The sequence below is a fragment of the Acetobacter sp. genome, assembly GCF_047723915.1.
GTDB lineage: Bacteria > Pseudomonadota > Alphaproteobacteria > Acetobacterales > Acetobacteraceae > Acetobacter.
Genome location: NZ_JBDOBQ010000012.1, coordinates 42,142 through 62,344, shown reverse-complemented (window position 1 = coordinate 62,344; position 20,203 = coordinate 42,142). Strand labels below are relative to the sequence as shown.

Here is a 20,203-nt window from a genome sequence, read left to right as displayed (position 1 = left end):
CCACTTACCGTGGGAGACGTGATATGGAGATGCGGCATGCTGGTCCTGACCCAGGGCGACCCGTCGGGCATAGGCCCCGAAATTACGGCCAGAAGCTGGCACGCCCTGCACGCCAGCGGCCCGGCCTTCGCCTGGATCGGGGACCCCGCTCTGCTGGCCGCCCATGCGCCCGTGCAGCCCATACACGACCTTGCGCAGGCAGGTGCCGTATTCAGCAACGCCGTGCCGGTCCTGCCCCTGCCGCTTGCCGCCCCGGCCGTGCCCGGCCAGCCGGACAAACGCAATGCGCCGGGTATTCTGCACAGCATTCGCATGGCGGTCGAACTGGCCTTGGCGGGGCAGGCCAGAGCCGTCGTGACCAATCCGATCAGCAAGGATGTCGTGCAGAGTGCCGACTTCACGCATCCTGGCCATACCAGCTACCTGGCGGAACTGTGCGGTGTGCCCGGACAGGATGTCATGATGCTGGCCGGCCCTTCCCTGCGTGTGGTGCCGGTAACCGTACATGTTGCCCTGCGCCGTGCGCTGGACCAGCTCAGCACCGACCTGATCGTACGCACGGCCCGCACCGTGGCCCGCGGGCTTGCACGTGACTTCGGGCTGCGCACGCCCCCCCGTCTGGCCGTGGCGGGGCTGAACCCCCATGCGGGAGAAGGCGGGCTGATGGGGCGCGAGGAACTGGATATTATTATCCCCGCCATAGAAATCCTGAAAGCGGAAGGACTTGACGTCTCAGGCCCGCTGCCGGCCGACACCATGTTCACACCCCAGGCGCGCAGCCGGTACGACGCCGCCCTGTGCATGTACCACGATCAGGCGCTGATCCCGATCAAGACACTGGAAATGGACCAGGGCGTGAACGTCACACTGGGCCTGCCCATTATCCGCACATCCCCCGATCATGGCACTGCCTTCGATATCGCGGGGCAGGGCAAGGCAGACCCCGCCAGCCTGTGCGCGGCCTTGCGTCTGGCCGCCCATCTGGCCGACAACAGGCAGGCTCAAGCACAAAACTGACTGCCGAGAGCATATTTGAACGTATGGTCCGCACAGACCAGCACCCCGTTTGCGGCGCAATGCCGTGCAAAACCGCCCGTATAAGGACCCGAGCATGAGACCGCCTATCAGGCTTGGCGTGAATATCGACCACGTCGCCACCCTGCGCAACGCACGGGGCGGGCAGCACCCAGACCCGGTGGCCGCCGCCCTGCTGGCCATACAGGCCGGGGCTGACGGTATTACCGCCCATCTGCGCGAGGACCGCCGCCATATCCGCGACGCGGATCTGCACCGCCTCAAGGCCGAAGTTGCCGCGCCGCTGAACATGGAAATGGCCGCAACAGACGAAATGGTGGCCATTGCCCTGGGGCTGGCACCCCATGCCTGCTGCATCGTACCCGAACGCCGCGCGGAACTGACAACCGAAGGCGGCCTGGACGTCGCGGGCCAGATGCTCTCCCTCGCACCCAAAGTGAAAACACTGGCAGATGCGGGCATCCGGGTTTCGCTGTTTATCGACGCGGCCCCGGCCCAGATCGCCGCCGCCGCCGAAACAGGCGCACAGGTGGTGGAACTGCATACCGGCGCCTATGCCGAAGGCCGTGCGGATGAACTGGCACGGCTGCGCGCAGGGGCCGAGCAGGCCGCCGCACTGGGGCTGGAGGTACATGCCGGGCACGGCCTGACCTACGGGAACGTAGGCCCCATAGCCGCCCTGCCGGAAATACGGGAGTTGAATATCGGCCATTTTCTGATCGGTCAGGCAATTTTTGACGGGCTGGCGAGCGTGATCGCGGAAATGCGCCGCCACATCGCGCTGGGTGGCGCGCTCTGACATGGAACAGCAGGATTATAAAACCCCCAGGGCGCTGATGGCCGCCGTAATCGGCATGGGGGTGCTGATCGTGCTGGGCACCGCCGCGTTGATCGGTGTCATTCTGCACCGCATGAACGCACCGCATGCCCCCACAGCACCCGCCGCATTGACCGCCGCCGTGCCGCTGGTGGACGCTCCGCCAGCAGCCCTGCCCCGCACCGGACAGCCCCCTGCAACACCCGCCATCCTGCCACTGGCACCGGATGAGCGTATGCTGGACACCACCCGCGTGCGCGACAACGTTCTGGCCCTGCATATCGGCAGCCCGCGCGGCGACAGGATCGTCCTGTGGGACATACGGAGCGGACAGTTCTGGACCGGGCTGGCCACGCTGACGACGCCCTGACGCCGCGGCCCCGCCGGACGCGGGACAGGGGCCAAAACACCACCAGAACAGCGGAGAAGGATAACGGCCCATGTCGGCCCCCGTATTGCATGACGGCCACGTGACCACCCCTGAAAACGCCCGCGAGCCCGCGCCCGTTTTCATGAACGCCATAGGGCTGATGAGCGGCACATCGCTTGATGGGGTGGACGCAGCCCTTGTGCGCACAAACGGCATATGTGTATCCGGGCACGGCCCGGCGGTGACCGTGCCCTATCCACCGGACCTGCGCGGCCGCCTGCGGGTTTTGCTGGACGACGCCCCCCACCTGACACCCCAGGCCGGGCAGGTGCACGAAATCGCGCGGGACCTGACGGATATCCACGCCCAGGCAATCAGGCTGATCCGCCAGTCAGCCCCCGACATGCCAGTCGACCTTGTGGGCTTTCATGGCCAGACCATTCTGCACGCCCCTGTTTCCGCCACCCTGAGCACGGGGGCCGACACGACAGGCCGACACGCCCCACAACGCGGGCGCACCTGGCAGATTGGCGATGCCGCACGCCTGTCCGCCGCCACCGATCTGCCTGTCATCCACGATTTCCGCAGTGCGGATGTTCAGGCGGGTGGACAGGGCGCGCCACTGGCCCCGCTTTACCACGCAGCCCTGCTGCAGGGCCTGCCGGGGCCGGTGGCGGTGCTCAATATCGGCGGGGTTGCCAATCTGACGCTGGTGGGGGCAACGGGAACCATTCTGGCCTGCGACACAGGGCCCGGCAACGCCCTGCTGGACGACTGGACACACCAACACACCGGCCAGCCATACGACAGGGATGGCACACTGGCGGCCAGCGGTACCGTGCATGACCCCAGCCTTGCCGCCCTGATGGCGCACCCGTTCTTTGACGCAGCGCCCCCAAAATCGCTCGACCGGCTCAGCTTTCATGCCGGGCTGGAGCAGATTGCACGGCTGAGTGCCGCTGACGGCGCGGCAACCCTTGCGGCCTTCACGGCCGAGGCCGTCGCCCGCACGCCCCTGCCCGAACAGCCCGTGGCATGGTATGTCTGCGGAGGTGGCAGGCATAACCCCGCCCTTATGGCGGCCCTTGCCGCCCGCCTTGCCGGTTCTGTCAGCCCGGTGGAAGCTCTGGGCTGGAATGGCGATGCGCTGGAAGCCGAATGTTTCGGTTTTCTGGCCGTGCGCAGCCTGCGCGGCCTGCCACTGTCCCTGCCCGGCACAACAGGGGTGCCTGTCCCGCTGCCCGGCGGACGGCTGACCTGCATGGGCATTACCCCATGGGGCACGCGCGACGGTGGCCATATTTTGTAGACCCCGCCGTGCACCATGCATCGCCATTTACGACACTGGCCACACGCGCTAGCAAGACTGTGAACGAAGACAGGAAAGAACTGCCTCATGAAACGCTTTTTAGCTCTTTGTTTCATCCTGCCGGGGGTCATCGCCCCCATGGGCTTCGCGCATGCGGCCACCCCCGCCGCACGGAGCACCAAGGTCAGCCCGAGCGCGGCACAGGGACCGGGCCAGACCGTGGTGGATGGCAGCGGCCAGGCGGCGGCTACAGCCTTTGGCCGGGCCACGCTCAAGTCGCTTGCGACCCATTTTGGCGGCGTGGCGTCTTTCCGTCAGTTAAGCACCCATACCAATGCCGACAAAAAACAGGTTCTGTGCGGCCAGATCAGTCTGGATTCAACCGCGCGCCCTGCCGATGACAGCTTCATGCCGTTCGGCGCGCAGGAAGACGGAGACGACCCCGTCGTCTTTCAGGCCCATGCCCTGCCCACAAGTATCGACGCGGACCAGGCCAACCAGTGGATCAATCATGGCGCCGACCTGGAAGCGCTGGAAGAACTGGGCTGCGTGCCCGAAGGTAGCTACCGCCAGTACAGCGACAGGCTGAATGACCTGCTGCAACACCACAGGCGCACCATGTCGCGCTAGGAACACAGGCCCACCGGACGGCGCCCTGCCCCGCTACAGGACGCTCCCAAGACCGGCCGACAGGGAGTTGAGAAAGCCGGGGGGCCGAGCGGTCATCACATGCCTCAAACCGTTCCACCGCAGCGCTGCGCGCGCAGAGGCAAGGCTATGCTACAGGTATAAAAACACTGGCCAAACGCGGTGTGCCGGGTATGGGACTGGCACTGCCGCAGCGCCTATTGTTGTAACAACATCGTTATAACAAAAAATACCGGCCAACTCCAAGCAACTTACCTCTTTTCATTTGCGTAAAATTCGCATTGTGTAATTGACATAGGGCGGATTCCATCGTCATCTCTGTCCGTTAAGCATAAAAAGAACAAAAAGAGGCGGTTTTCCGCAATGAAATATCTCAATCTCCTGCTGCTGCTGCCCTTTCTGGGCCTGTTGTGGATGCCCCTGTACGACCGGTACGACCCCGTCCTGCTCGGCTTCCCTTTTTTCTACTGGTATCAGTTCGCGTGGGTTCCCGTGACCTCGCTTTTGATCTGGATTGTCTGGAAAAAGGGACGTGACGCATGAACACCATCGATCCGTGGGCGCTTGGCGTCTTCATCTTCTTTTTTGCAACCACCATTGTCATCGGCTCATCCATCCAGTGGATTCGGCGCCTGACGCGCGGCCACGGCAAAAACGCCAACGCACAGGAGGAATGGGGCCTGGGCGGGCGTGAGTTCGGCCCCTGGGTGACATGGTTCCTGGTCGGCGGTGACTTCTACACGGCCTACACGGTCATTGCCGTGCCGGCTCTGGTCTATGCCGTCGGGGCTTATGGCTTTTTTGCCCTGCCCTACACCATCATCGTCTATCCGTTCATTTTCGTCGTCATGCCACGCCTGTGGAAAATCGCGCATGCCAACGGGCATTCCACCGCGGCCGATATCATTCGCGGGCGTTTTGACAGCCGCACGCTGGAAATCGTGGTGGCGCTGACTGGGCTTGTCGCGGTCATGCCGTATATCGCCCTCCAGCTTATCGGTATCCGCACGGTGGTACAGGCCCTGGGCCTGCCGGGTGACCTGCCGCTGATCATCGCGTTCATCTCGCTGGCCGCCTATACCTGGATGGGCGGGCTGCATGCTCCAGCACTGACAGCCTTCATCAAGGATATCATGATCTATATCGCCGTGCTGGTGGCGGTTACGGTCATTCCCATGCATACGGGCGGTTACGCGGCACTGTTCGCAACAGCGGCCGACCATCCGCAGGCCATGCTCAATCCCGGCCAGGGCCTGCCCTACGCCACCCTTGCGCTGTCTTCCGCCCTGGCGGCCTTCCTGTACCCCCATACGCTGACCGGAATTCTGGCGTCCCGTTCCGCAGACACAATCCGCCAGAACGCGGTGTACCTGCCGGTGTATACGATCGTGCTGGGGCTGATCGCCATGCTCGGCTTCATGGCGCATGCGGCGGGCATTACCACCACCAACAATTCAATGGTGGTGCCCATGCTGTTCCAGGCAGTGTTTCCGTCCTGGTTTGCCGGGTTCTGCCTTGCATCCATTGCCGTGGGTGCGCTCGTGCCTGCCGCTGTCATGGCGATCGGTGCCGCCAATCTGGTAACCAGCAACCTGCTGCCCCCCCAGAAAAACCCCGTACGCACCAGCCGTATCACAGCCTTTGTGGTCAAGGTCGGCGCATTGCTGTGCGTGCTGTTCCTGAACGCCAAGTTCGCGATCGACCTGCAGCTTCTGGGCGGCGTTATTATCCTGCAAACCTTCCCTGCCCTTATCCTTGGCCTGACGCCGCTGCGTCTTTCGGCCCCGGGCATGCTGGCGGGCTGGCTGGCGGGCTCCGTCTTCGGGCTGGGGCTGTGCTGGATGGACGGCCTCAAGCCGGTTCACCCTGTGCATTTCGGCGTGATTTCGGGCAACGTCTCCACCGGTCTTCTGTCTCTGGTGGTCAATATCGTGGTTGTTCTGGTGGTCTCCCTGCTGTGGCCAGCCCGGACCACAAGCACCACCAAGACGGAAATCCTCAAGGAAGCGGCGTAACATCCCGCATCGCTGGTGGACTAGAAAAAGGGGCAGCCGCAAGGCTGCCCCCTTTCTACATGCCCCGGCGCTCAAAAACGCTACAGGCTTATGAGAATACCTGCCCCATCGGCCTGACCGCCCCGGTCATGGCTGGCGTGAAACTCCAGCGCATGCGCCTGTTCCCTGACAACACGGTACAGGTCTATGCCGCGCCTGCGGGCCGCTTCCTCCATGGCCTGGTAGATGTCTTCCACCACATAGCCGACCTGCCCGTTCCCCCGCGGTTTAAGCGGCGAACGGTTCGTTCGGCGGCATACGGCAAAAAAATCCACCAGTGCTGTCGTGCCCTGGGTCGCCAGTTCGCTCCTGGTCGATGCGTAAAAATCCACATGGGCGTTCAGCCCCATGAACACGCCACGCATAAGGCTGCCTGTTTCATTCTGGGTAACGGTCGCAGGCACGCCGCCTATAAGCATGATGTCCTGAACGGGCATAGGCATGGAAATGGGAGATATCCTTACAGGCTGGCCACAAAAACAGGACCGATGCTACACTGCGGACCCCATGCCACGCCAGAGGGATCTGACAGAACGCACCGGCCACATCCATCACACGCCCCAGACAGGCCCTATCGGCACGGGCAATGCCGGTCCTGCCAGTCACGCGCCAGAAACCCTCCGGTGGCATATCAGGCACCCGCCATAGCCCCCGACGGATCTGCCACGATATAACCGATGGCATCATGCCATGCGCCCTGGCACACCACGCCGTGCCGGGCATACACGCCAGGCCAGAGGAGGCTGTTGCATATGAAGCCGCCGCCATCACCCCACCCCGGAGCAGCCCCGGCACGCACGCCCACACCCCGCCCACACGCACAGCGGAAAAGCTCCACCACGCACCCCGGGCAGGAGCAGATGGCCCTGCTCCTGCCCGACACGCGCCCATCGCGCATGATGCTGGATGATGGCGCGCTGGTGCTGCCGGGTTTCATCACCCCCGAAGCCACACACCTGTTACGTATAATCGAACAGGTGGCGGCATTTGCCCCTTTCCGGCAAATGGCAACGCCGGGGGGCGGTACCATGTCCGCTGCCATGACCGGGTGTGGTGCCGCCGTATGGGTGACGGACCACACCGGCTACCGCTATACATCCCACGATCCGCTAACGCGCGAGCCATGGCCCGCCATGCCCCCACTGCTGGCGGAATTGGGGGAACAGGCCGCGCAGGCAGCCGGTTTTACAGGGTTCACGCCTAACACGGCCCTGCTGAACCGTTACGCCCCCGGCAGCCGCATGGGCCTGCACCAGGACCGCGACGAGGGCGAATGCAGCCAGCCCGTTGTCTCATTCTCACTGGGGCGGTCGGCCATTTTCCAATGGGGTGGGGCCAGACGCACGGACCCTGTGCGCACCGTGATCCTCCACCATGGCGATGCCGTGGTATGGGGCGGGCCAGCCCGGCTTTTTTTTCATGGAATCAAACCTCTTGGGCATGAAACCCACCCCCTGACCGGTGACTTGCGCTATAATATCACTCTTAGATACGTGGCGCGCACCACACACTAGCCCTGCCCGTCTTGCACGGGTTCCATCCTGTTACCTGACCTGTCACCACGCGCGACGCATCCGGGTCAATACAAACCGAAAGGTACCAGTCTGGTCATGTCTTCCCCTTTCCTGTGGACCCGGCGTGGCCTTGTACGATCGGGGCTTGTACCCTCCGGCCTGCTGTTTTCGGGCATTCTGGCCAACCGGCGTCGGCCTGCCATGGCAGGGACGACATTATCAGATACTTCATCCGGCACTGGCGGGTCGCAGGCTCCGGTCCCGGCAGGCACCCCATCTGGCGGGGATGAACGCTTTACCCAGGTAGAACGGATTTTTCACAACGCTATCGCGACAGGCAACACACCCGGTGCGGTCGCCGCCATCGGCCATGAAGGGCTGGTACCCTGGAAAGGCGTGTTCGGCCAACGCGCCGTGACCCCCACGCCCGAACCCATGACATGGGACACGCTGTTCGACATGGCATCCCTGACCAAGGTTCTGATTACGGCGCCCGCCATCATGCAGCTTTACGAACGCGGGATGATCGGGCTGGACGTGCCTGCCGCCCATTACCTGCCGGGGTTCGGGGCAAACGGCAAACAGGATATTACCATCCGCCTGCTGCTGACCCATTATTCCGGTCTGGCCCCAGACCTCCCGCTCGACACGCCATGGCAGGGCCGCGCACAGGCAGTAAGTCTGGTCATGGACGCCCGCCCCATCAACCCGCCGGGAGCGCGCTTTGTGTATAGCGATATCAACTTCATCACGCTGGGGCTGATTGTCGAGAAACTGACCGGTGAACCGCTGGCCCATTATGCCAGCCGCCATATTCTGGCACCTCTGGGCCTGAGACAGTCCCGCTTTACCCCACCGGCAAATCTGACAGGCCGTATTGCCCCCACGCAATATGACGAAAACGGACAGTTGCTGCGCGGTGTCGTGCATGACCCGACGGCGCGGCGCATGGGCGGTGTAGCCGGCCATGCCGGGCTGTTCTCCTGCGCCGACGACATGATCCGCTACGCACAGGCGCTGCTGGACAAACGTGTGGGCCTGCCCAGCCCTTTCCCGTTAAGGACCGAAACGCTGGTACTGATGTCCACCCCACAGCAACCGGCAGGCAGGTCCGACCTGCGCGGGCTTGGCTGGGATATCGCCACCCATTACTCCACCCCGCGCGGAGCGTATTTTCCGCCGACCTCGTTCGGTCATACGGGTTTTACGGGCACCTCGCTCTGGCTGGTGCCCGAAACACGCAGCTTTGTCCTGATCCTGACCAACCGCGTCCACCCATACGGCAAGGCATCGGTGGTCAGGCTGCGTCAGGATGTCGCCACCGCCGCGGCCCTGGCCCTGACCGCCCCCACCCCGGAATGACGGGGTGAAAACGGCCCGGCAGCCCGGTCATGGACGGCTGTAGATATCCTCTACCCGGACAATATCATCTTCACCCAGATATGCGCCGGACTGAACCTCGATCAGGGTCAGCGGTATACGACCGGGGTTTTCCAGACGGTGCATGATGCCAAGCGGCAGATAAACGCTTTCGTTCTCGTGCAGGAGAATTTCCTCTTCCCCACGGGTCACGACAGCCGTGCCGCCCACCACGACCCAGTGTTCGGAACGGTGGAAGTGCTTCTGCAGAGACAGCTTCTGTCCGGGATTGACCACAATCCGCTTGACCTGGAAACGTCGCCCCTCGATCAACCCTTCATAGAAGCCCCAGGGCCTGTAGATCAGCCGGTGGTTCTCCGCTTCAGGGCGTTTTGCATCTTTCAGCCTCTGCACAACAGTTTTGACATCCTGCGCATGCGCCTTGTCCGCAACCAGAACGGCGTCCTGCGTCACGACCACAACCACGTTCTCCACCCCGAGGGCCACAGTCAGAACCCCGTTGGTGCGGACGTAGGAGTTACGCACGTCCTGCAGGAGCACATCACCCACGGCAACGTTGCCGCCCGCGTCCTTGTCGCCCAGTTCCCACAAGGCGTCCCAACTGCCGATATCCGACCAGCCGAATGCTGCCGGCACGACGGCGGCCCGCGTCGTACGTTCGGCCACTGCGTAGTCGACCGAAATATCGGGAGCCTGCTTGAAGCTTTCCGTATCGAGGCGTTCGAAATCCATGTCGGTCTTGCGACTGGCCACCGCCTGCCTGACGGATGCATACAGGGCAGGTTCGAATTTTTCGATCTCGCTCAGGAACGTGGCGGCGCTGGCCACGAACATGCCCGAATTCCAGAGGTAATTCCCCTGGCCCACCAGTTGTTCCGCCGTGGCGGCATCGGGTTTTTCGACAAAACGGGCCACGGCGTAAACACCGTCCACACCATCGAGCGGCGTGCCCTGTTCAATATAGCCGTACCCCGTTTCGGCCCGTGTGGGCTTGATGCCAAAGGTGACGATATACCCTTTGCGGGCCGCGGCCACGGCCGCCTGCAAACCCGCCTGAAGCCCGCCATGGTCAGAAATGGCCGCATCCGCCGCCATGACCCACAGCACGGCATCGGGGTCCTGTTCGGCAACGGTGAAGGCCGCCGCCGCAATGGCGGGGGCGGAGTTGCGCCCGACCGGTTCCAGCAGGATTCGCGCGTCATGCACCCCGGCTTCGCGCAGTTGTTCCGCGATAATGAAGCGATGCTCGGCATTGCTGACGATAACGGGCGCACCCAGACCCGCCTTTTGCCCGCGCAGGGCCGTGTCCTGCAGCAGGGTCCTGTCGCCCAGCAGGGGCCAGAACTGTTTGGGGTAACTCTTGCGGGACACCGGCCACAGCCTGCTGCCCGACCCGCCGGAAAGAATAACCGGCACCACGGTGCCTGAATGGAAAACACCGCCCTGACCGGCGGGAACATTTTTGTCTGTCATGTCAAATCATATCCACCAGAATAAAAGCGGCCGTATCACTTTGCACATAAAGCCTGTCCCTGCCCACCCCAAGCGTAATGCCTGGCACCCGATCCCCCAATCCCGCACGCCAAAAGGCACAGTTACCGGAAAAAACAACCAGAACGGGCAGAACACACAACGCAAATCCAGGCCACATGTTCCAGCACAGCGATCAAGCCTGCCAGGACGTGCCGGATAAAAGCTCGGTCGTATGGAGCACGATCATCGCATCCTCATCCGTGGGGAGCACATGCACCGCCATGGCGCTGTCCGCCGTGCTGATACAGCCGTCGTTACGCCTGTTGGCGTCTTCATCGATCCGCATGCCCAGCCACGACAGGCTATGTGCAAGACGGGCCCGCACAAAGGGTTCGTGTTCACCGATGCCCGCCGTGAACACAAACCCGTCCACCCCGCCCAGTGCGCTGACCATGGCCGCCGCGTCCTGCGCCAGCCGGTAGATGAACTGTTCCACCGCCTGCACCGCCAGCGGGGAGGAACTGCCGAGCAGAACATGCATGTCGCTCGACAGCCCGCCCGACAGCGCCAGCAGACCCGATTGCCGGTAGAGCAGGGTTCGCACCTCCTCCGGGCCCAGACGGTAATGTTCCTGCAGGTACAGCACGACAGCCGGGTCCAGCGCGCCACACCGCGTGCCCATGACAAGCCCGTCCAGCGGCGAGAACCCCATGGTGGTATCCATGCTGCGCCCGTCCGACAGGGCGCACAGGCTGGCGCCGTTGCCCAGATGGGCCACCACCACACGCCCACCCGCCAGATGCGGCAATGCATGCCTCAGGTAGCGGGCCACATAGTCATAGGACAGACCGTGAAATCCGTACCGCCGGACCCCATCGGCCTCATACTGCCGCGGCAGGGCGAAGCGCCGGGCGCAGGGGGGCAGGTCGTGGTGGAACGCAGTGTCGAAACACGCCACCTGGGGCAGGTCGGGCCAAAGGTCCGCCACAGCCCGCATGGGTGCCAGGTTATGGGGCATATGCAGGGGGGCCAGCGGTGTCAGCGCATCGAGGGCTGCGATCAGGTCGGGCGTGACACGCTGGGGGGCGGCGTGGTCCGGCCCGCCATGCACGACACGGTGCCCGAGAGCTGTAACGGCCTGCCCGCCCAGAGCATGGTCGACGCTGGCAAAAATTTCCCGGAGCAGAACCGCAAACGGCACATCCGCCTGCTCCCATGCCCGTTCGGCCAGCAGCGTCCGGGCGCCGTCATGCAGGCTGAGGTGCGGCGCAACACCAATCCGCTCCACCTGTCCAGCCAGTACGGTCTCAACCGGGCCGATCACCTGCGCCCGCGCACCGGCCCCCACCCGACAGACTGAAAATTTCACGCTGGACGAGCCCGCATTCAGCGCCATGACAAGGTCAGCCATCCGTGCGCCCGCCATTATGCACCCCACAACCGCGAACACGCCGGCCCGCGAGCCGCGCCACAAGGCGGGCCGCCCGCGCTGATGTTATTCCCATCGTGTCATTCCCATGGAGCGGCTACCCCGTCAGCCGCGGCCTGAGCCAGAAAACGCGCATACAGAGCCCCCATGGCAATGGAGGCCATTCTGGCCCGCACGCTGTCTGCCCGGCTGGTCAGCACCACGGGAACGCTGGCCCCCAGTACCAGCCCGGCCGATTCCGCCTGCGTCATGTAGATCAGGTTTTTAGCCAGCATGTTGCCTGCCTCCAGATCCGGGGCGACCAGAATCTGCGCCCGTCCCGCGACGGGAGAGGCAATACCCTTGATCCGTGCGGCCTCCGGGTCCACGGCGTTGTCCATGGCCAGGGGGCCATCCAGCACACCACCGGTAATCTGGCCGCGTTCAGCCATCTTGCACAGGCAGGCCGCATCGATCGTGCCCTGAATACGCGGGTTGACCGTCTCCACGGCGGAAAGAACGGCCACGCGGGGGGCGCCAAGCCCCAGCCCCACATGCAGGTCTATGGCGTTCTGCACGATATCGCGCTTGGCCAGCAGGTCCGGGGTGATATTGATCGCGGCATCGGTCACGAAAAGCAGATCGTCATACCGGGCCGTCGCGATGATAAACACATGGCTGATACGCCTGTGCCGGCCACATAATCCGGTTTCAGGCGCGACAATGGCGTGCATCAGTTCATCGGTATGCAGGCTGCCTTTCATGAGAGCCTGCGCCCGCCGCGCACGCACCATGGCGACAGCGGCCATAGCGGCGGCCTGGGGGGTCGGGCAGTCATCGATCAGGCAGTCATGCAGGTCCAGCCCCGCCTGACGGGCCACGGCCCGGATCGTGCCCTCGCACCCGACCAGGACAGGGCGGGCAATCTTGGCCTGCGCGGCCTCTACCGCAGCTTCGAGCGCATGCTGTTCGCACGGCCAGACCACTGCCATGGCGGGCGGTGCGCTCTCCTTGATCGCGGATGCACGGGCAATCAGGCGCGTAAAGGCGTGCAGGCTGTCCGACCTGCCATCCTGCACGGACAGGCCGTCATGATGATGAACACCCTCACACTCCGGCTTTTCCACCGGCCCGGCATGCGGGCCTGCGTCGTGCGGCACTGCTCCATCCGCCGGGTGGACCGCGTAACGTCTGCCCTGGTCCGTGGGGGCGTGCCCCGTCTGCTGTGTCATGCCCTCACCTTCTCGTCCTGCCGTCCCTGAACGCCACGCCCTGCTCTTCCCGTGATGCGAGGTATCGTAACGCGGACAGGGGCTGCGCAGAAATCACGACATGCCGCAGGCTGCCAGATCATGCCCCTCGCTGATAATGACCCGGATGGGCGTGGGGTTGAAGCCGTTGCACGGGTTGTTCACCTGCGGGCAGTTGGACAGCACAACCAGCGTGTCCATATGGGCCAGCAGGTCGACATAGCCGCCGGGTTCGGAAATACCGTCATCGATCGCCAGTTCACCGTCAGGAAGAATCGGCACATTCATGAAAAAATTGACGTTGCTGACGATATCGCGCTTGCTCATGCCATAGCGCGCGAGTTCGAGCAGAAAATTCTCGCGGCAGGCATGCATGTAGCGCGTCTGCGGGCCAAAACGCACGGCGTTACCCTCGCAACTGCATGCTCCGGCCACCGTGTCGTGCCGCCCGCAGGTATCCTCCACCACGGACATGAGCACCCGGCTTTCGCTCGAATACAGGTGCGTGCCCTTTCCGACATAGGCCGAGCCCTGGTTTATCAGTGTTTCCTGCACGCTATAGCGTTCGTGATAGGCATGAGCGTTGTAGAACAGCGCGTCCACCGCCTGCTGGCTACAGGTATCCACAATACGCAGGACCTGCCCCTGCCGGACTATGGCCGACCATGGCGCGCGGGCGGGCACAATACCATCCAGCACGATCCTACCTGGCATATCGGTCATTTCTGTCCTCCCCCTGTCAGGCAAACAGCGCGTCTGTCATGTCGAACGCCCGGCGGATTTCCTCGCCTGCCAGGGTGCGTGGGTCGCCCGCGCCGGGCTGGGGCGGCTGCCAGCGCACGACATCGATCGGGGCGGGGTCGTACGTGGTGCGTGGGCTGAACGGATGTGGGCAGTTGGACACACCCACCAGCAGGTTCATTTCCGCCCGCAGATCCACATGACCGCCTGCGCGGACATCCCCTTCCCCCCACGAAAACCGTCCGCCTTCATCCACACTGACATGCGAGAAGAACGAAATGCACACCGCCATATCACGGACGTCCATCCCATGTTTGCCGACAATCAGGCGCATGTTGTCACGCGTGTTGCGCAATCGCGCATCCCCGAAATTACGGGCGTTGCTGCCCGGCGTACTACCGCCCACCAGCGTGTCGCAATAGCCGCAGCTATCGCCCAGAACCGAGGCCATTACCCGCTCCATATCCGATAACAGGACATGCCCGGCACTGATGCGCGTGGTCCATTGCTGCTTGATCGTATCGGCGGGATTATAACGTTCGCTGACATCATCCGCGTTCCACAGCATGACGGCAACACCGTGGTTGCCCCCCGCATTGATCAGCCGCAACGCCTGCCCACGGGGCAGGTGAGTACTGCAATACCACCCGCCGGGCACGCTCTGGCGGGCCAGTATCGCCGTGTCTTCCATGGGAACGGGACTGTATGGAACAGGGGGACGGGTCTCTACCTGCCGGGCATTGTCACGCATCTGCTCGTATCTGGCCCGGTACCATTCCGGACTTTGCGCATCGCTCTGCATTGAACTCCCCCCATTTACACCCCGGTCCGGCAGCGTAGTCGCAGGATCCCATGCGCAACACCCCGTACCGCACCTGTGACACGCGACATCTGGCCCTGCGCGGATTTGGTCACGACCAGTTCATGTGCTAATCGGGGGCACTCTAGCATAACAGTCTGACTACGCATAAACCCCGGTCGACTGTACAATTTCAGGACAGCATGCGGCCTGCGGATCGGCTGCATGGCGACAGAACAAGGCGATACCATGGTCCAGGACGTGCTGCCCCCCACTGCAACGGCTAACCCGTCGTCTCGTGCATCGGCCACTGCAACGCCCTGCCCCATCTGCCATGCGCCGAGCCATGACTGTTTTGAAAAGGATGGCTATACAATCGTCCAATGTACGAAATGCGACTTCCTGTTCGTGCACCCCATGCCGTCCGACGCCCAGATCATGGAGTATTATGCCACGAACTACCGGGCCGCCAGTGCGGATTTCTACCCCAAGGACCGTTCGCGGCGGTGGCGGGCGTTCTGGCGCAGCCTGCCGTTCATCCCCTATATTTTCAACCGTGACATCGCGGACCTGGGCTGCGGTGGCGGGCACATGCTTGCAGCCCTGTGCCGGTTTGCGCGCAGCGGCGTGGGGGTGGATGTCAGTGCAAACAGCATTGCCTTTGCAAAGAACCATTTTCCACGACAGACATTTTTTGCCGAAGGTCTGACGGCTTTCGCAAACCGGGGCAAACAGTTTGACTTTGTTTTTTCATCTGAATTACTCGAACATTTACGCAGCCCCGACGAATTCATGACAACCGTGCACGCCATTACAAAGCGTGGTTCGGTCGTGTACCTGTCCGCCCCCGATGCAGGGCACCACACAACCCCCGCCAACCTTGCCGAATGGTCCGATATCTGCCCGCCCGAACACCTGCAATGGTTCAATGAGAAAAACCTGAACATGCTGTTCGCACAATACGGGTTCGAACCCATGAAACGGCACCGCAAAAGTACCCCCGCCCATTCGGCCTTCTTCCGCCGCATCAGATAGCAGCCCCATACGCGCCATCCGGCTGCACCCAGGCCGGAGTTCACCCCCAATGCTGCTCGAACGGGGAACACCCCAGTTGAGTGAATGTCCCATCATACGTTCGCACTACCCGCCGCAGGTCACATACAGCGAGCCAAAGCAACTGCCCCCGTCAGAACAAGCGTGAGGTCATAACCTGGTCGCGGCACGGAGCATTTTCCGGCATGCACTGCGCATACAGTATACATTGAGTCTTTATTTGGGCAGCCCCAGGTCCAACTCGAGCAGCAGAGTATCCTCAAGGCCATGAAGGGTGCGTTTGGGCATGCAGGCCGTTTGCAGCTCGTTACCTGTGCGTTTTAAGTCCATGCGATATGTAAATCGATCCCAGCGCCACGACAGGTCCATAAGCCCGATAGGAATTCCCTTGTCATCGCGCATCAGCCGTCTCAGGTTCAGGACCGGGGAACCTTCAGCAACTTCCAATATACGAGCGATCTTGCGTGAGCAGGGAAGAGCGTTGATCGTCTGCTCAGCCGACGCGATAATGATCCCGTTCGACTGCCAGACATCCAGCAATTGTTGTTCCTGTAATATTTCCGCCGACAGGTTCTGCCCTGACCACGGCGGAATGTAGGCACAGCTATAGCTGACCGGGGACCCCAAGCGGCGACGTACCCGCTCGACCCACAAAATTTTCTGCGCTTCCGATACAGACAGCAGCTCGGCCAGCGGCTCGTCCGGCATGACCCAGGAAAAGGTCAGAACCTCCGGCGTCATATCCAGGCCGATCAGCTTGATCGCCTCTGTCTCGCTATGAACATCGGAGACGGGAGCAGGCCTGCGCGGCAGGACGCGTGCTTTCGCACCTTTGCTGCGAGAAATAAGACCTGCTTTTTCCAGTTCGTCGAACGCCTTGCGGATTGTGATGCGCGACACCGCGAAACGCTGCTCCAACGTTGCTTCACTGGGCAGGCAAGCCGCCCCGTCATAACGATTGGTCAGAATCTCGTCACGCAAAACCAGCATGATTCGCTTATAGAGCGGCAACTTGCCCGGTTCAGGAGAACGCAAAAGCCAAGATCCTTTACATTGATGGCGCGCAGCGCAATCTTCAACCCAAGTATGACATGTTTTTTACTCTGAACCAGTAATTATGACAAGCCGTCACGAGGTATGTATACCGCCTTTCATCGTCTCATCGCGCAATACGATGATAGTGACCGTGCCTGTGCAGGAGCGGTTCAAGCCCCTTGTTGACGACAATATCCATTACTGTTCCTGTTACAATATTATGGGTCGCAGCCGTATGCATGGATGCCAGACGACAGTGAAAAGATACAAGTGCATCAGCCATATGCATATCAGGACCTGACCATTCAACGCATTCAAGAGAAAACGGTGGGTATTTGAGCGCACGCCCGGCAAAGCAGTCGGCAACATCATGCTGGCCGGACGCCAGAATATTGAGTGTAAACAGGCCGTTACGCCCGATCAGCTCGTTGATCGGACTCGTTGCGCGCAAGCATGCCAGCACCATGGGCGGGTCAGCCGAAAGCGACGCAAAAGCGCTGACCGTCATGGCCATGGCACCGGCCTTGCCGCCGGTCGCAATGACAGAAACACCCGTTGCCACACTACCCATTGCCTCAAGGAAAAGTTCTTTCACGATCCTGTCCTATGTCGATAATCCATAAATTCGGGTGTATGAAATACGTGCACTATTTCATACACAAAGCTGCCGCAGCCAACCCTTCACCCAACATCACCTCATGTCCCAATGCTCTGAGCGCGCTCCCCAATGCCGCAAGTGCCGGTACTGCGTATATGGGATAGGCGGTTGGTCCCATGTGCCCCACACGCACAACCTTGCCCGCCGTGGCGCCCCGCCCGACCGAAAGCATGACGCCGTAGTCCTGCTGCATCCTGGCCAGCAAGACTTTATCATCTACGCCGGGGGGCAGCTTGCAGGCAGTGGCTGTCGGCGCCGCAAAAGCCGGGTCCCGGGCCCACAATTCCAGCCCCATTGCAGCCAGACCGGCCCTGAAGGCCGCCGCCGTCGCTGCATGTCTCGCCCAAACCCGCTCAGGCCCCTCGTGCAGATACCGGTCCAGTGCCGCATCCATACCAAACAGGTCTGACACAGAAGGAGTATAAGGAAACGATTCTTCCGGATCAGACACATTTTCCCAATCCAGCAAGCTGAGAACGGACCCGCGCGGGGCTTGCGGGTTCGCATGCATGCGTGCCCAGCCGGCAGCCGAAATTGCGACCAACGAAAGCCCCGGCGGACATCCAAGGCATTTGTTTGGTCCAGTTATGAAGAAATCGGCGCAACAGCTCCCCGGAGAGACAGCGACACCACCGAACGAGGACACCGTATCAACAATTAAAGCGGCTCCATGCGCATGAACAATTTTTCCGATCTCATCGATCGGATTGAGCGTGCTTGACGGCGTATCATGATGACAAACTGAAACAACTGAAATTTCTGGATTTTCTTTAAGCTTTTTCCTGACGTCATCTGGACTGATAATCATATCGAAGTCGGTTCTGAGTTCAAGAACTGCACAGCAGTAACGTCTGGCCCATATGCCAAAGCCATCGCTGTAGGGACCATTGACCAGATTGAGCATGACATCATCAGCCCGCAGCGCAGATGCTGCTACGGCTTCGAGCGCCAGAACCGGTTCACCTTGCAGGATGACTGGCAAACCGTCTGTCATGTCCAGAGCCTTGGCTGCTTTCCGTAGCAAGGATGTATAAAAAACCCTAAAATTCGGGTCGTAGTCATACAGGACCGGACGCGAAAGCGCCTGCAGAACCTCGGGATAGGCATTGACTGGCCCGGTTGTCAGAGCCATCAGGGTTTCACGAATTGTCGTCTCGCTTTTCATGATATTCCTACTTTTTCAGAAAATCCGTTCAAGACACGTGCTTATGAAAAATCACTCACATTTCGGATGAGGTCTTTCTACTTTCACTTTGGCATCGCTAGCGCGACCTAGCTGGCGTACTCCTCTGGCTTGCCAAAAAACGCATAAAGCAACCCAGCCACAAGCCCGGACATGACAAAGCCCAGGTCACTGCCACCGAACAGTCTGGCCGCCGTGCCAATGAACAGTCCGTTGGCACTAAAGGGCAGTCCGCATATGATCGAGACAAGCCAAATGACAAACGCACCAGGGCTGATATATCTCGACGGACCGGGAAGCTTCTCGAACTTATAGGACTCAGACAGAATAATTTTTAAAAATCCTACAATATTGATGCATATCCATGGAACGACGAAAATATTGACAATGGCACACATGGCCATCAAGCTTTCGGTCAGGTTCATGACCATAAGCCCCAGCATACCCAATACCGTCCCGCAAAGACCGTAAACGATGGCGACCGTTGGTCGGCCCATACCTTTCATGACAGCCTGCATGTTCAGGATACCATTGTAACTTACCATGGAACCATTGCAGACATGGCCGGCAAGACCCGCAGCAACAAGGGGTAGCACCAGCCATTGCGGCACGGCGGCAAGCATTTGGGGCACAAGCTGCAAGGGCTGCGATATGGAAAGCCCAATAACGACGCCAGCTCCGCACGCGATCATGCAACCCGTGAACATACCCGCTACAGCATAGCTGAAAACAGCCAGACGTGACGAATTACGTGGAAAATAACGCGTATAATCGCCCGCAAACGGAGCATAGGAAACCGCATTGCCAAAATGGGTCGCAATACTTGCAAGACAGGCAATCCATAAGCCGCCAGCCGGATAAAGACCATCGAACCGCGGCGCTCCTGTCGGCCACAGCCATATATGGAGCACCACACATGCCATGCAGGCAGTCCCGACGAGAGAGACACTCTTTTCATAGGCAACGACTGTCGCATGTCCAAGCAACGCACAGAGTATAATCAGAAGCTGGGCCAGCACTGCGCAACTTAAAAGAACCCAATGGTCCACAGACCAACCCAAAAAACGAAATAAAATCTCGAATTGTGGGGTTGTTATCCAAAATCCGAGGGCAAAATACCCCAGATCCATGATCATGACGATAATCGAGCCCAGTATTTTGCCACGCTGTCCAAAAAAAGCGCTGCTACTCACGATATTGTTCGTGCCGGTGATCGGCCCCATCAACGCCATCGCGCCCACAGCCAAAGCTCCGAGCAACGAACCGATGGCGATACAAAGCAACGAACGCCCTGGACCGAGACCGAAAGCCACCGGCACGGCACCGAGAACCAGAGAAGGAAATCCTATCTGGGCCCCAAAAAAAATACCTAAAAGATCAGACGGACGCCCATATCGCGCATCTTCCGGTATGGGACGGGCACCGAGTTGCTCGATATGGAGAATACGATCAGCGCCAACATTCATTGCCCTCGCC

At 61.2% G+C, this 20,203-nt stretch carries 20 protein-coding genes; 10 read left to right on the top strand and 10 right to left on the bottom strand.

The genetic code is table 11. From position 1 onward, the window contains the following. The first annotated feature begins 36 nt into the window (after positions 1-36). From pdxA to ABF990_RS08460, 7 genes are all read left to right on the top strand, one after another. Positions 37-1,017, top strand: a complete 981-nt coding sequence (pdxA, locus tag ABF990_RS08490; protein ID WP_415491629.1) for a 4-hydroxythreonine-4-phosphate dehydrogenase PdxA — start codon at positions 37-39, stop codon at positions 1,015-1,017. A gap of 94 nt (positions 1,018-1,111) precedes the next feature. Then, positions 1,112-1,834 (top strand): pyridoxine 5'-phosphate synthase, encoded by a 723-nt coding sequence (locus ABF990_RS08485; protein ID WP_415491628.1) that lies wholly within the window; start codon positions 1,112-1,114, stop codon positions 1,832-1,834. A 1-nt stretch (position 1,835) separates the two neighbouring features. Then, entirely contained in the window at positions 1,836-2,222 is a 387-nt protein-coding gene (locus tag ABF990_RS08480) for a hypothetical protein (RefSeq protein WP_415491627.1), read from the top strand. A gap of 142 nt (positions 2,223-2,364) precedes the next feature. Further along, a complete protein-coding gene (locus tag ABF990_RS08475; protein WP_415500506.1) occupies positions 2,365-3,531 on the top strand; it encodes an anhydro-N-acetylmuramic acid kinase in 1,167 nt (388 codons plus the stop codon). Positions 3,532-3,618: 87 nt separating this feature from the next. Next, complete coding sequence (locus tag ABF990_RS08470) at positions 3,619-4,161, top strand: hypothetical protein (protein WP_415491626.1); 543 nt, start codon at positions 3,619-3,621, stop codon at positions 4,159-4,161. Positions 4,162-4,542: 381 nt separating this feature from the next. Then, a complete protein-coding gene (locus tag ABF990_RS08465; RefSeq protein WP_415491625.1) occupies positions 4,543-4,722 on the top strand; it encodes a DUF3311 domain-containing protein in 180 nt (59 codons plus the stop codon). Further along, positions 4,719-6,194, top strand: a complete 1,476-nt coding sequence (locus ABF990_RS08460) for a sodium:solute symporter family protein (RefSeq protein WP_415491624.1) — start codon at positions 4,719-4,721, stop codon at positions 6,192-6,194. Before ABF990_RS08465 ends, ABF990_RS08460 begins: the two co-directional genes overlap by 4 nt. A gap of 80 nt (positions 6,195-6,274) precedes the next feature. Here ABF990_RS08460 and ABF990_RS08455 read toward each other — a convergent pair whose 3' ends face one another. Next, a complete protein-coding gene (locus tag ABF990_RS08455) occupies positions 6,275-6,676 on the bottom strand; it encodes a toxin-antitoxin system protein HicB (protein ID WP_415491623.1) in 402 nt (133 codons plus the stop codon). 417 nt (positions 6,677-7,093) lie between these two features. On the opposite strand from ABF990_RS08455, the gene alkB reads away from it, so the two are divergent. Together alkB and ABF990_RS08445 are read left to right on the top strand one after the other, a co-directional pair. Beyond that, positions 7,094-7,747 (top strand): DNA oxidative demethylase AlkB, encoded by a 654-nt coding sequence (alkB, locus tag ABF990_RS08450; RefSeq protein WP_415500801.1) that lies wholly within the window; start codon positions 7,094-7,096, stop codon positions 7,745-7,747. Positions 7,748-7,948: 201 nt separating this feature from the next. Further along, positions 7,949-9,109 (top strand): serine hydrolase domain-containing protein, encoded by a 1,161-nt coding sequence (locus tag ABF990_RS08445; protein WP_415500802.1) that lies wholly within the window; start codon positions 7,949-7,951, stop codon positions 9,107-9,109. A 27-nt stretch (positions 9,110-9,136) separates the two neighbouring features. Here the strand turns inward: ABF990_RS08445 and ABF990_RS08440 are convergent, their stop codons facing one another. From ABF990_RS08440 to ABF990_RS08420, 5 genes are all read right to left on the bottom strand, one after another. Further along, on the bottom strand, positions 9,137-10,600 hold the full coding sequence (locus ABF990_RS08440) for a mannose-1-phosphate guanylyltransferase/mannose-6-phosphate isomerase (protein ID WP_415500788.1): 1,464 nt from the start codon (positions 10,598-10,600) through the stop codon (positions 9,137-9,139). Between the two features lie 193 nt (positions 10,601-10,793). Beyond that, positions 10,794-12,011, bottom strand: coding sequence for an acetate/propionate family kinase (locus ABF990_RS08435; RefSeq protein WP_415500789.1), 1,218 nt, complete (start codon positions 12,009-12,011; stop codon positions 10,794-10,796). Between the two features lie 98 nt (positions 12,012-12,109). Next, the gene (locus ABF990_RS08430) at positions 12,110-13,240 is read right to left on the bottom strand and encodes a phosphate acetyltransferase (RefSeq protein ID WP_415500790.1); all 1,131 of its coding nucleotides are present in this window, start codon (positions 13,238-13,240) and stop codon (positions 12,110-12,112) included. Positions 13,241-13,333: 93 nt separating this feature from the next. Then, positions 13,334-13,981 (bottom strand): urea amidolyase associated protein UAAP2, encoded by a 648-nt coding sequence (locus tag ABF990_RS08425; RefSeq protein ID WP_415500791.1) that lies wholly within the window; start codon positions 13,979-13,981, stop codon positions 13,334-13,336. 16 nt (positions 13,982-13,997) lie between these two features. Further along, complete coding sequence (locus ABF990_RS08420) at positions 13,998-14,801, bottom strand: urea amidolyase associated protein UAAP1 (protein WP_415500792.1); 804 nt, start codon at positions 14,799-14,801, stop codon at positions 13,998-14,000. A gap of 222 nt (positions 14,802-15,023) precedes the next feature. Between ABF990_RS08420 and ABF990_RS08415 the strand changes: the two genes are divergently transcribed. Next, complete coding sequence (locus ABF990_RS08415; protein ID WP_415500793.1) at positions 15,024-15,833, top strand: class I SAM-dependent methyltransferase; 810 nt, start codon at positions 15,024-15,026, stop codon at positions 15,831-15,833. Between the two features lie 234 nt (positions 15,834-16,067). On the opposite strand, the gene ABF990_RS08410 is transcribed toward ABF990_RS08415, so the two are convergent. The 4 genes from ABF990_RS08410 to ABF990_RS08395 form a co-directional block, all read right to left on the bottom strand. Further along, positions 16,068-16,886 (bottom strand): GntR family transcriptional regulator, encoded by an 819-nt coding sequence (locus ABF990_RS08410; RefSeq protein ID WP_415500794.1) that lies wholly within the window; start codon positions 16,884-16,886, stop codon positions 16,068-16,070. 124 nt (positions 16,887-17,010) lie between these two features. Next, entirely contained in the window at positions 17,011-17,481 is a 471-nt protein-coding gene (locus ABF990_RS08405) for a flavin reductase family protein (protein ID WP_415500795.1), read from the bottom strand. Positions 17,482-17,533: 52 nt separating this feature from the next. After that, complete coding sequence (locus tag ABF990_RS08400) at positions 17,534-18,709, bottom strand: pyridoxal-phosphate-dependent aminotransferase family protein (protein WP_415500796.1); 1,176 nt, start codon at positions 18,707-18,709, stop codon at positions 17,534-17,536. A 107-nt stretch (positions 18,710-18,816) separates the two neighbouring features. Further along, complete coding sequence (locus ABF990_RS08395; protein ID WP_415500797.1) at positions 18,817-20,193, bottom strand: purine-cytosine permease family protein; 1,377 nt, start codon at positions 20,191-20,193, stop codon at positions 18,817-18,819. Positions 20,194-20,203 lie beyond the last annotated feature (10 nt).

Excerpts from the sequence above, each read along its gene's own strand:
- ABF990_RS08420 (WP_415500792.1), bottom strand. The coding sequence starts at position 14,801 with ATGCAGAGCGATGCGCAAAGTCCGGAATGGTACCGGGCCAGATACGAG.
- ABF990_RS08465 (WP_415491625.1), top strand. The coding sequence starts at position 4,543 with ATGAAATATCTCAATCTCCTGCTGCTGCTGCCCTTTCTGGGCCTGTTG.
- ABF990_RS08485 (WP_415491628.1), top strand. The coding sequence starts at position 1,112 with ATGAGACCGCCTATCAGGCTTGGCGTGAATATCGACCACGTCGCCACC.
- pdxA (WP_415491629.1), top strand. The coding sequence starts at position 37 with ATGCTGGTCCTGACCCAGGGCGACCCGTCGGGCATAGGCCCCGAAATT.
- ABF990_RS08445 (WP_415500802.1), top strand. The coding sequence starts at position 7,949 with ATGGCAGGGACGACATTATCAGATACTTCATCCGGCACTGGCGGGTCG.
- ABF990_RS08455 (WP_415491623.1), bottom strand. The coding sequence starts at position 6,676 with ATGCCTATGCCCGTTCAGGACATCATGCTTATAGGCGGCGTGCCTGCG.
- ABF990_RS08470 (WP_415491626.1), top strand. The coding sequence starts at position 3,619 with ATGAAACGCTTTTTAGCTCTTTGTTTCATCCTGCCGGGGGTCATCGCC.
- ABF990_RS08460 (WP_415491624.1), top strand. The coding sequence starts at position 4,719 with ATGAACACCATCGATCCGTGGGCGCTTGGCGTCTTCATCTTCTTTTTT.
- ABF990_RS08440 (WP_415500788.1), bottom strand. The coding sequence starts at position 10,600 with ATGACAGACAAAAATGTTCCCGCCGGTCAGGGCGGTGTTTTCCATTCA.
- alkB (WP_415500801.1), top strand. The coding sequence starts at position 7,094 with ATGGCCCTGCTCCTGCCCGACACGCGCCCATCGCGCATGATGCTGGAT.
- ABF990_RS08415 (WP_415500793.1), top strand. The coding sequence starts at position 15,024 with ATGGCGACAGAACAAGGCGATACCATGGTCCAGGACGTGCTGCCCCCC.
- ABF990_RS08395 (WP_415500797.1), bottom strand. The coding sequence starts at position 20,193 with ATGAATGTTGGCGCTGATCGTATTCTCCATATCGAGCAACTCGGTGCC.
- ABF990_RS08425 (WP_415500791.1), bottom strand. The coding sequence starts at position 13,981 with ATGACCGATATGCCAGGTAGGATCGTGCTGGATGGTATTGTGCCCGCC.
- ABF990_RS08475 (WP_415500506.1), top strand. The coding sequence starts at position 2,365 with ATGAACGCCATAGGGCTGATGAGCGGCACATCGCTTGATGGGGTGGAC.
- ABF990_RS08435 (WP_415500789.1), bottom strand. The coding sequence starts at position 12,011 with ATGGCTGACCTTGTCATGGCGCTGAATGCGGGCTCGTCCAGCGTGAAA.
- ABF990_RS08400 (WP_415500796.1), bottom strand. The coding sequence starts at position 18,709 with ATGAAAAGCGAGACGACAATTCGTGAAACCCTGATGGCTCTGACAACC.
- ABF990_RS08480 (WP_415491627.1), top strand. The coding sequence starts at position 1,836 with ATGGAACAGCAGGATTATAAAACCCCCAGGGCGCTGATGGCCGCCGTA.
- ABF990_RS08430 (WP_415500790.1), bottom strand. The coding sequence starts at position 13,240 with ATGACACAGCAGACGGGGCACGCCCCCACGGACCAGGGCAGACGTTAC.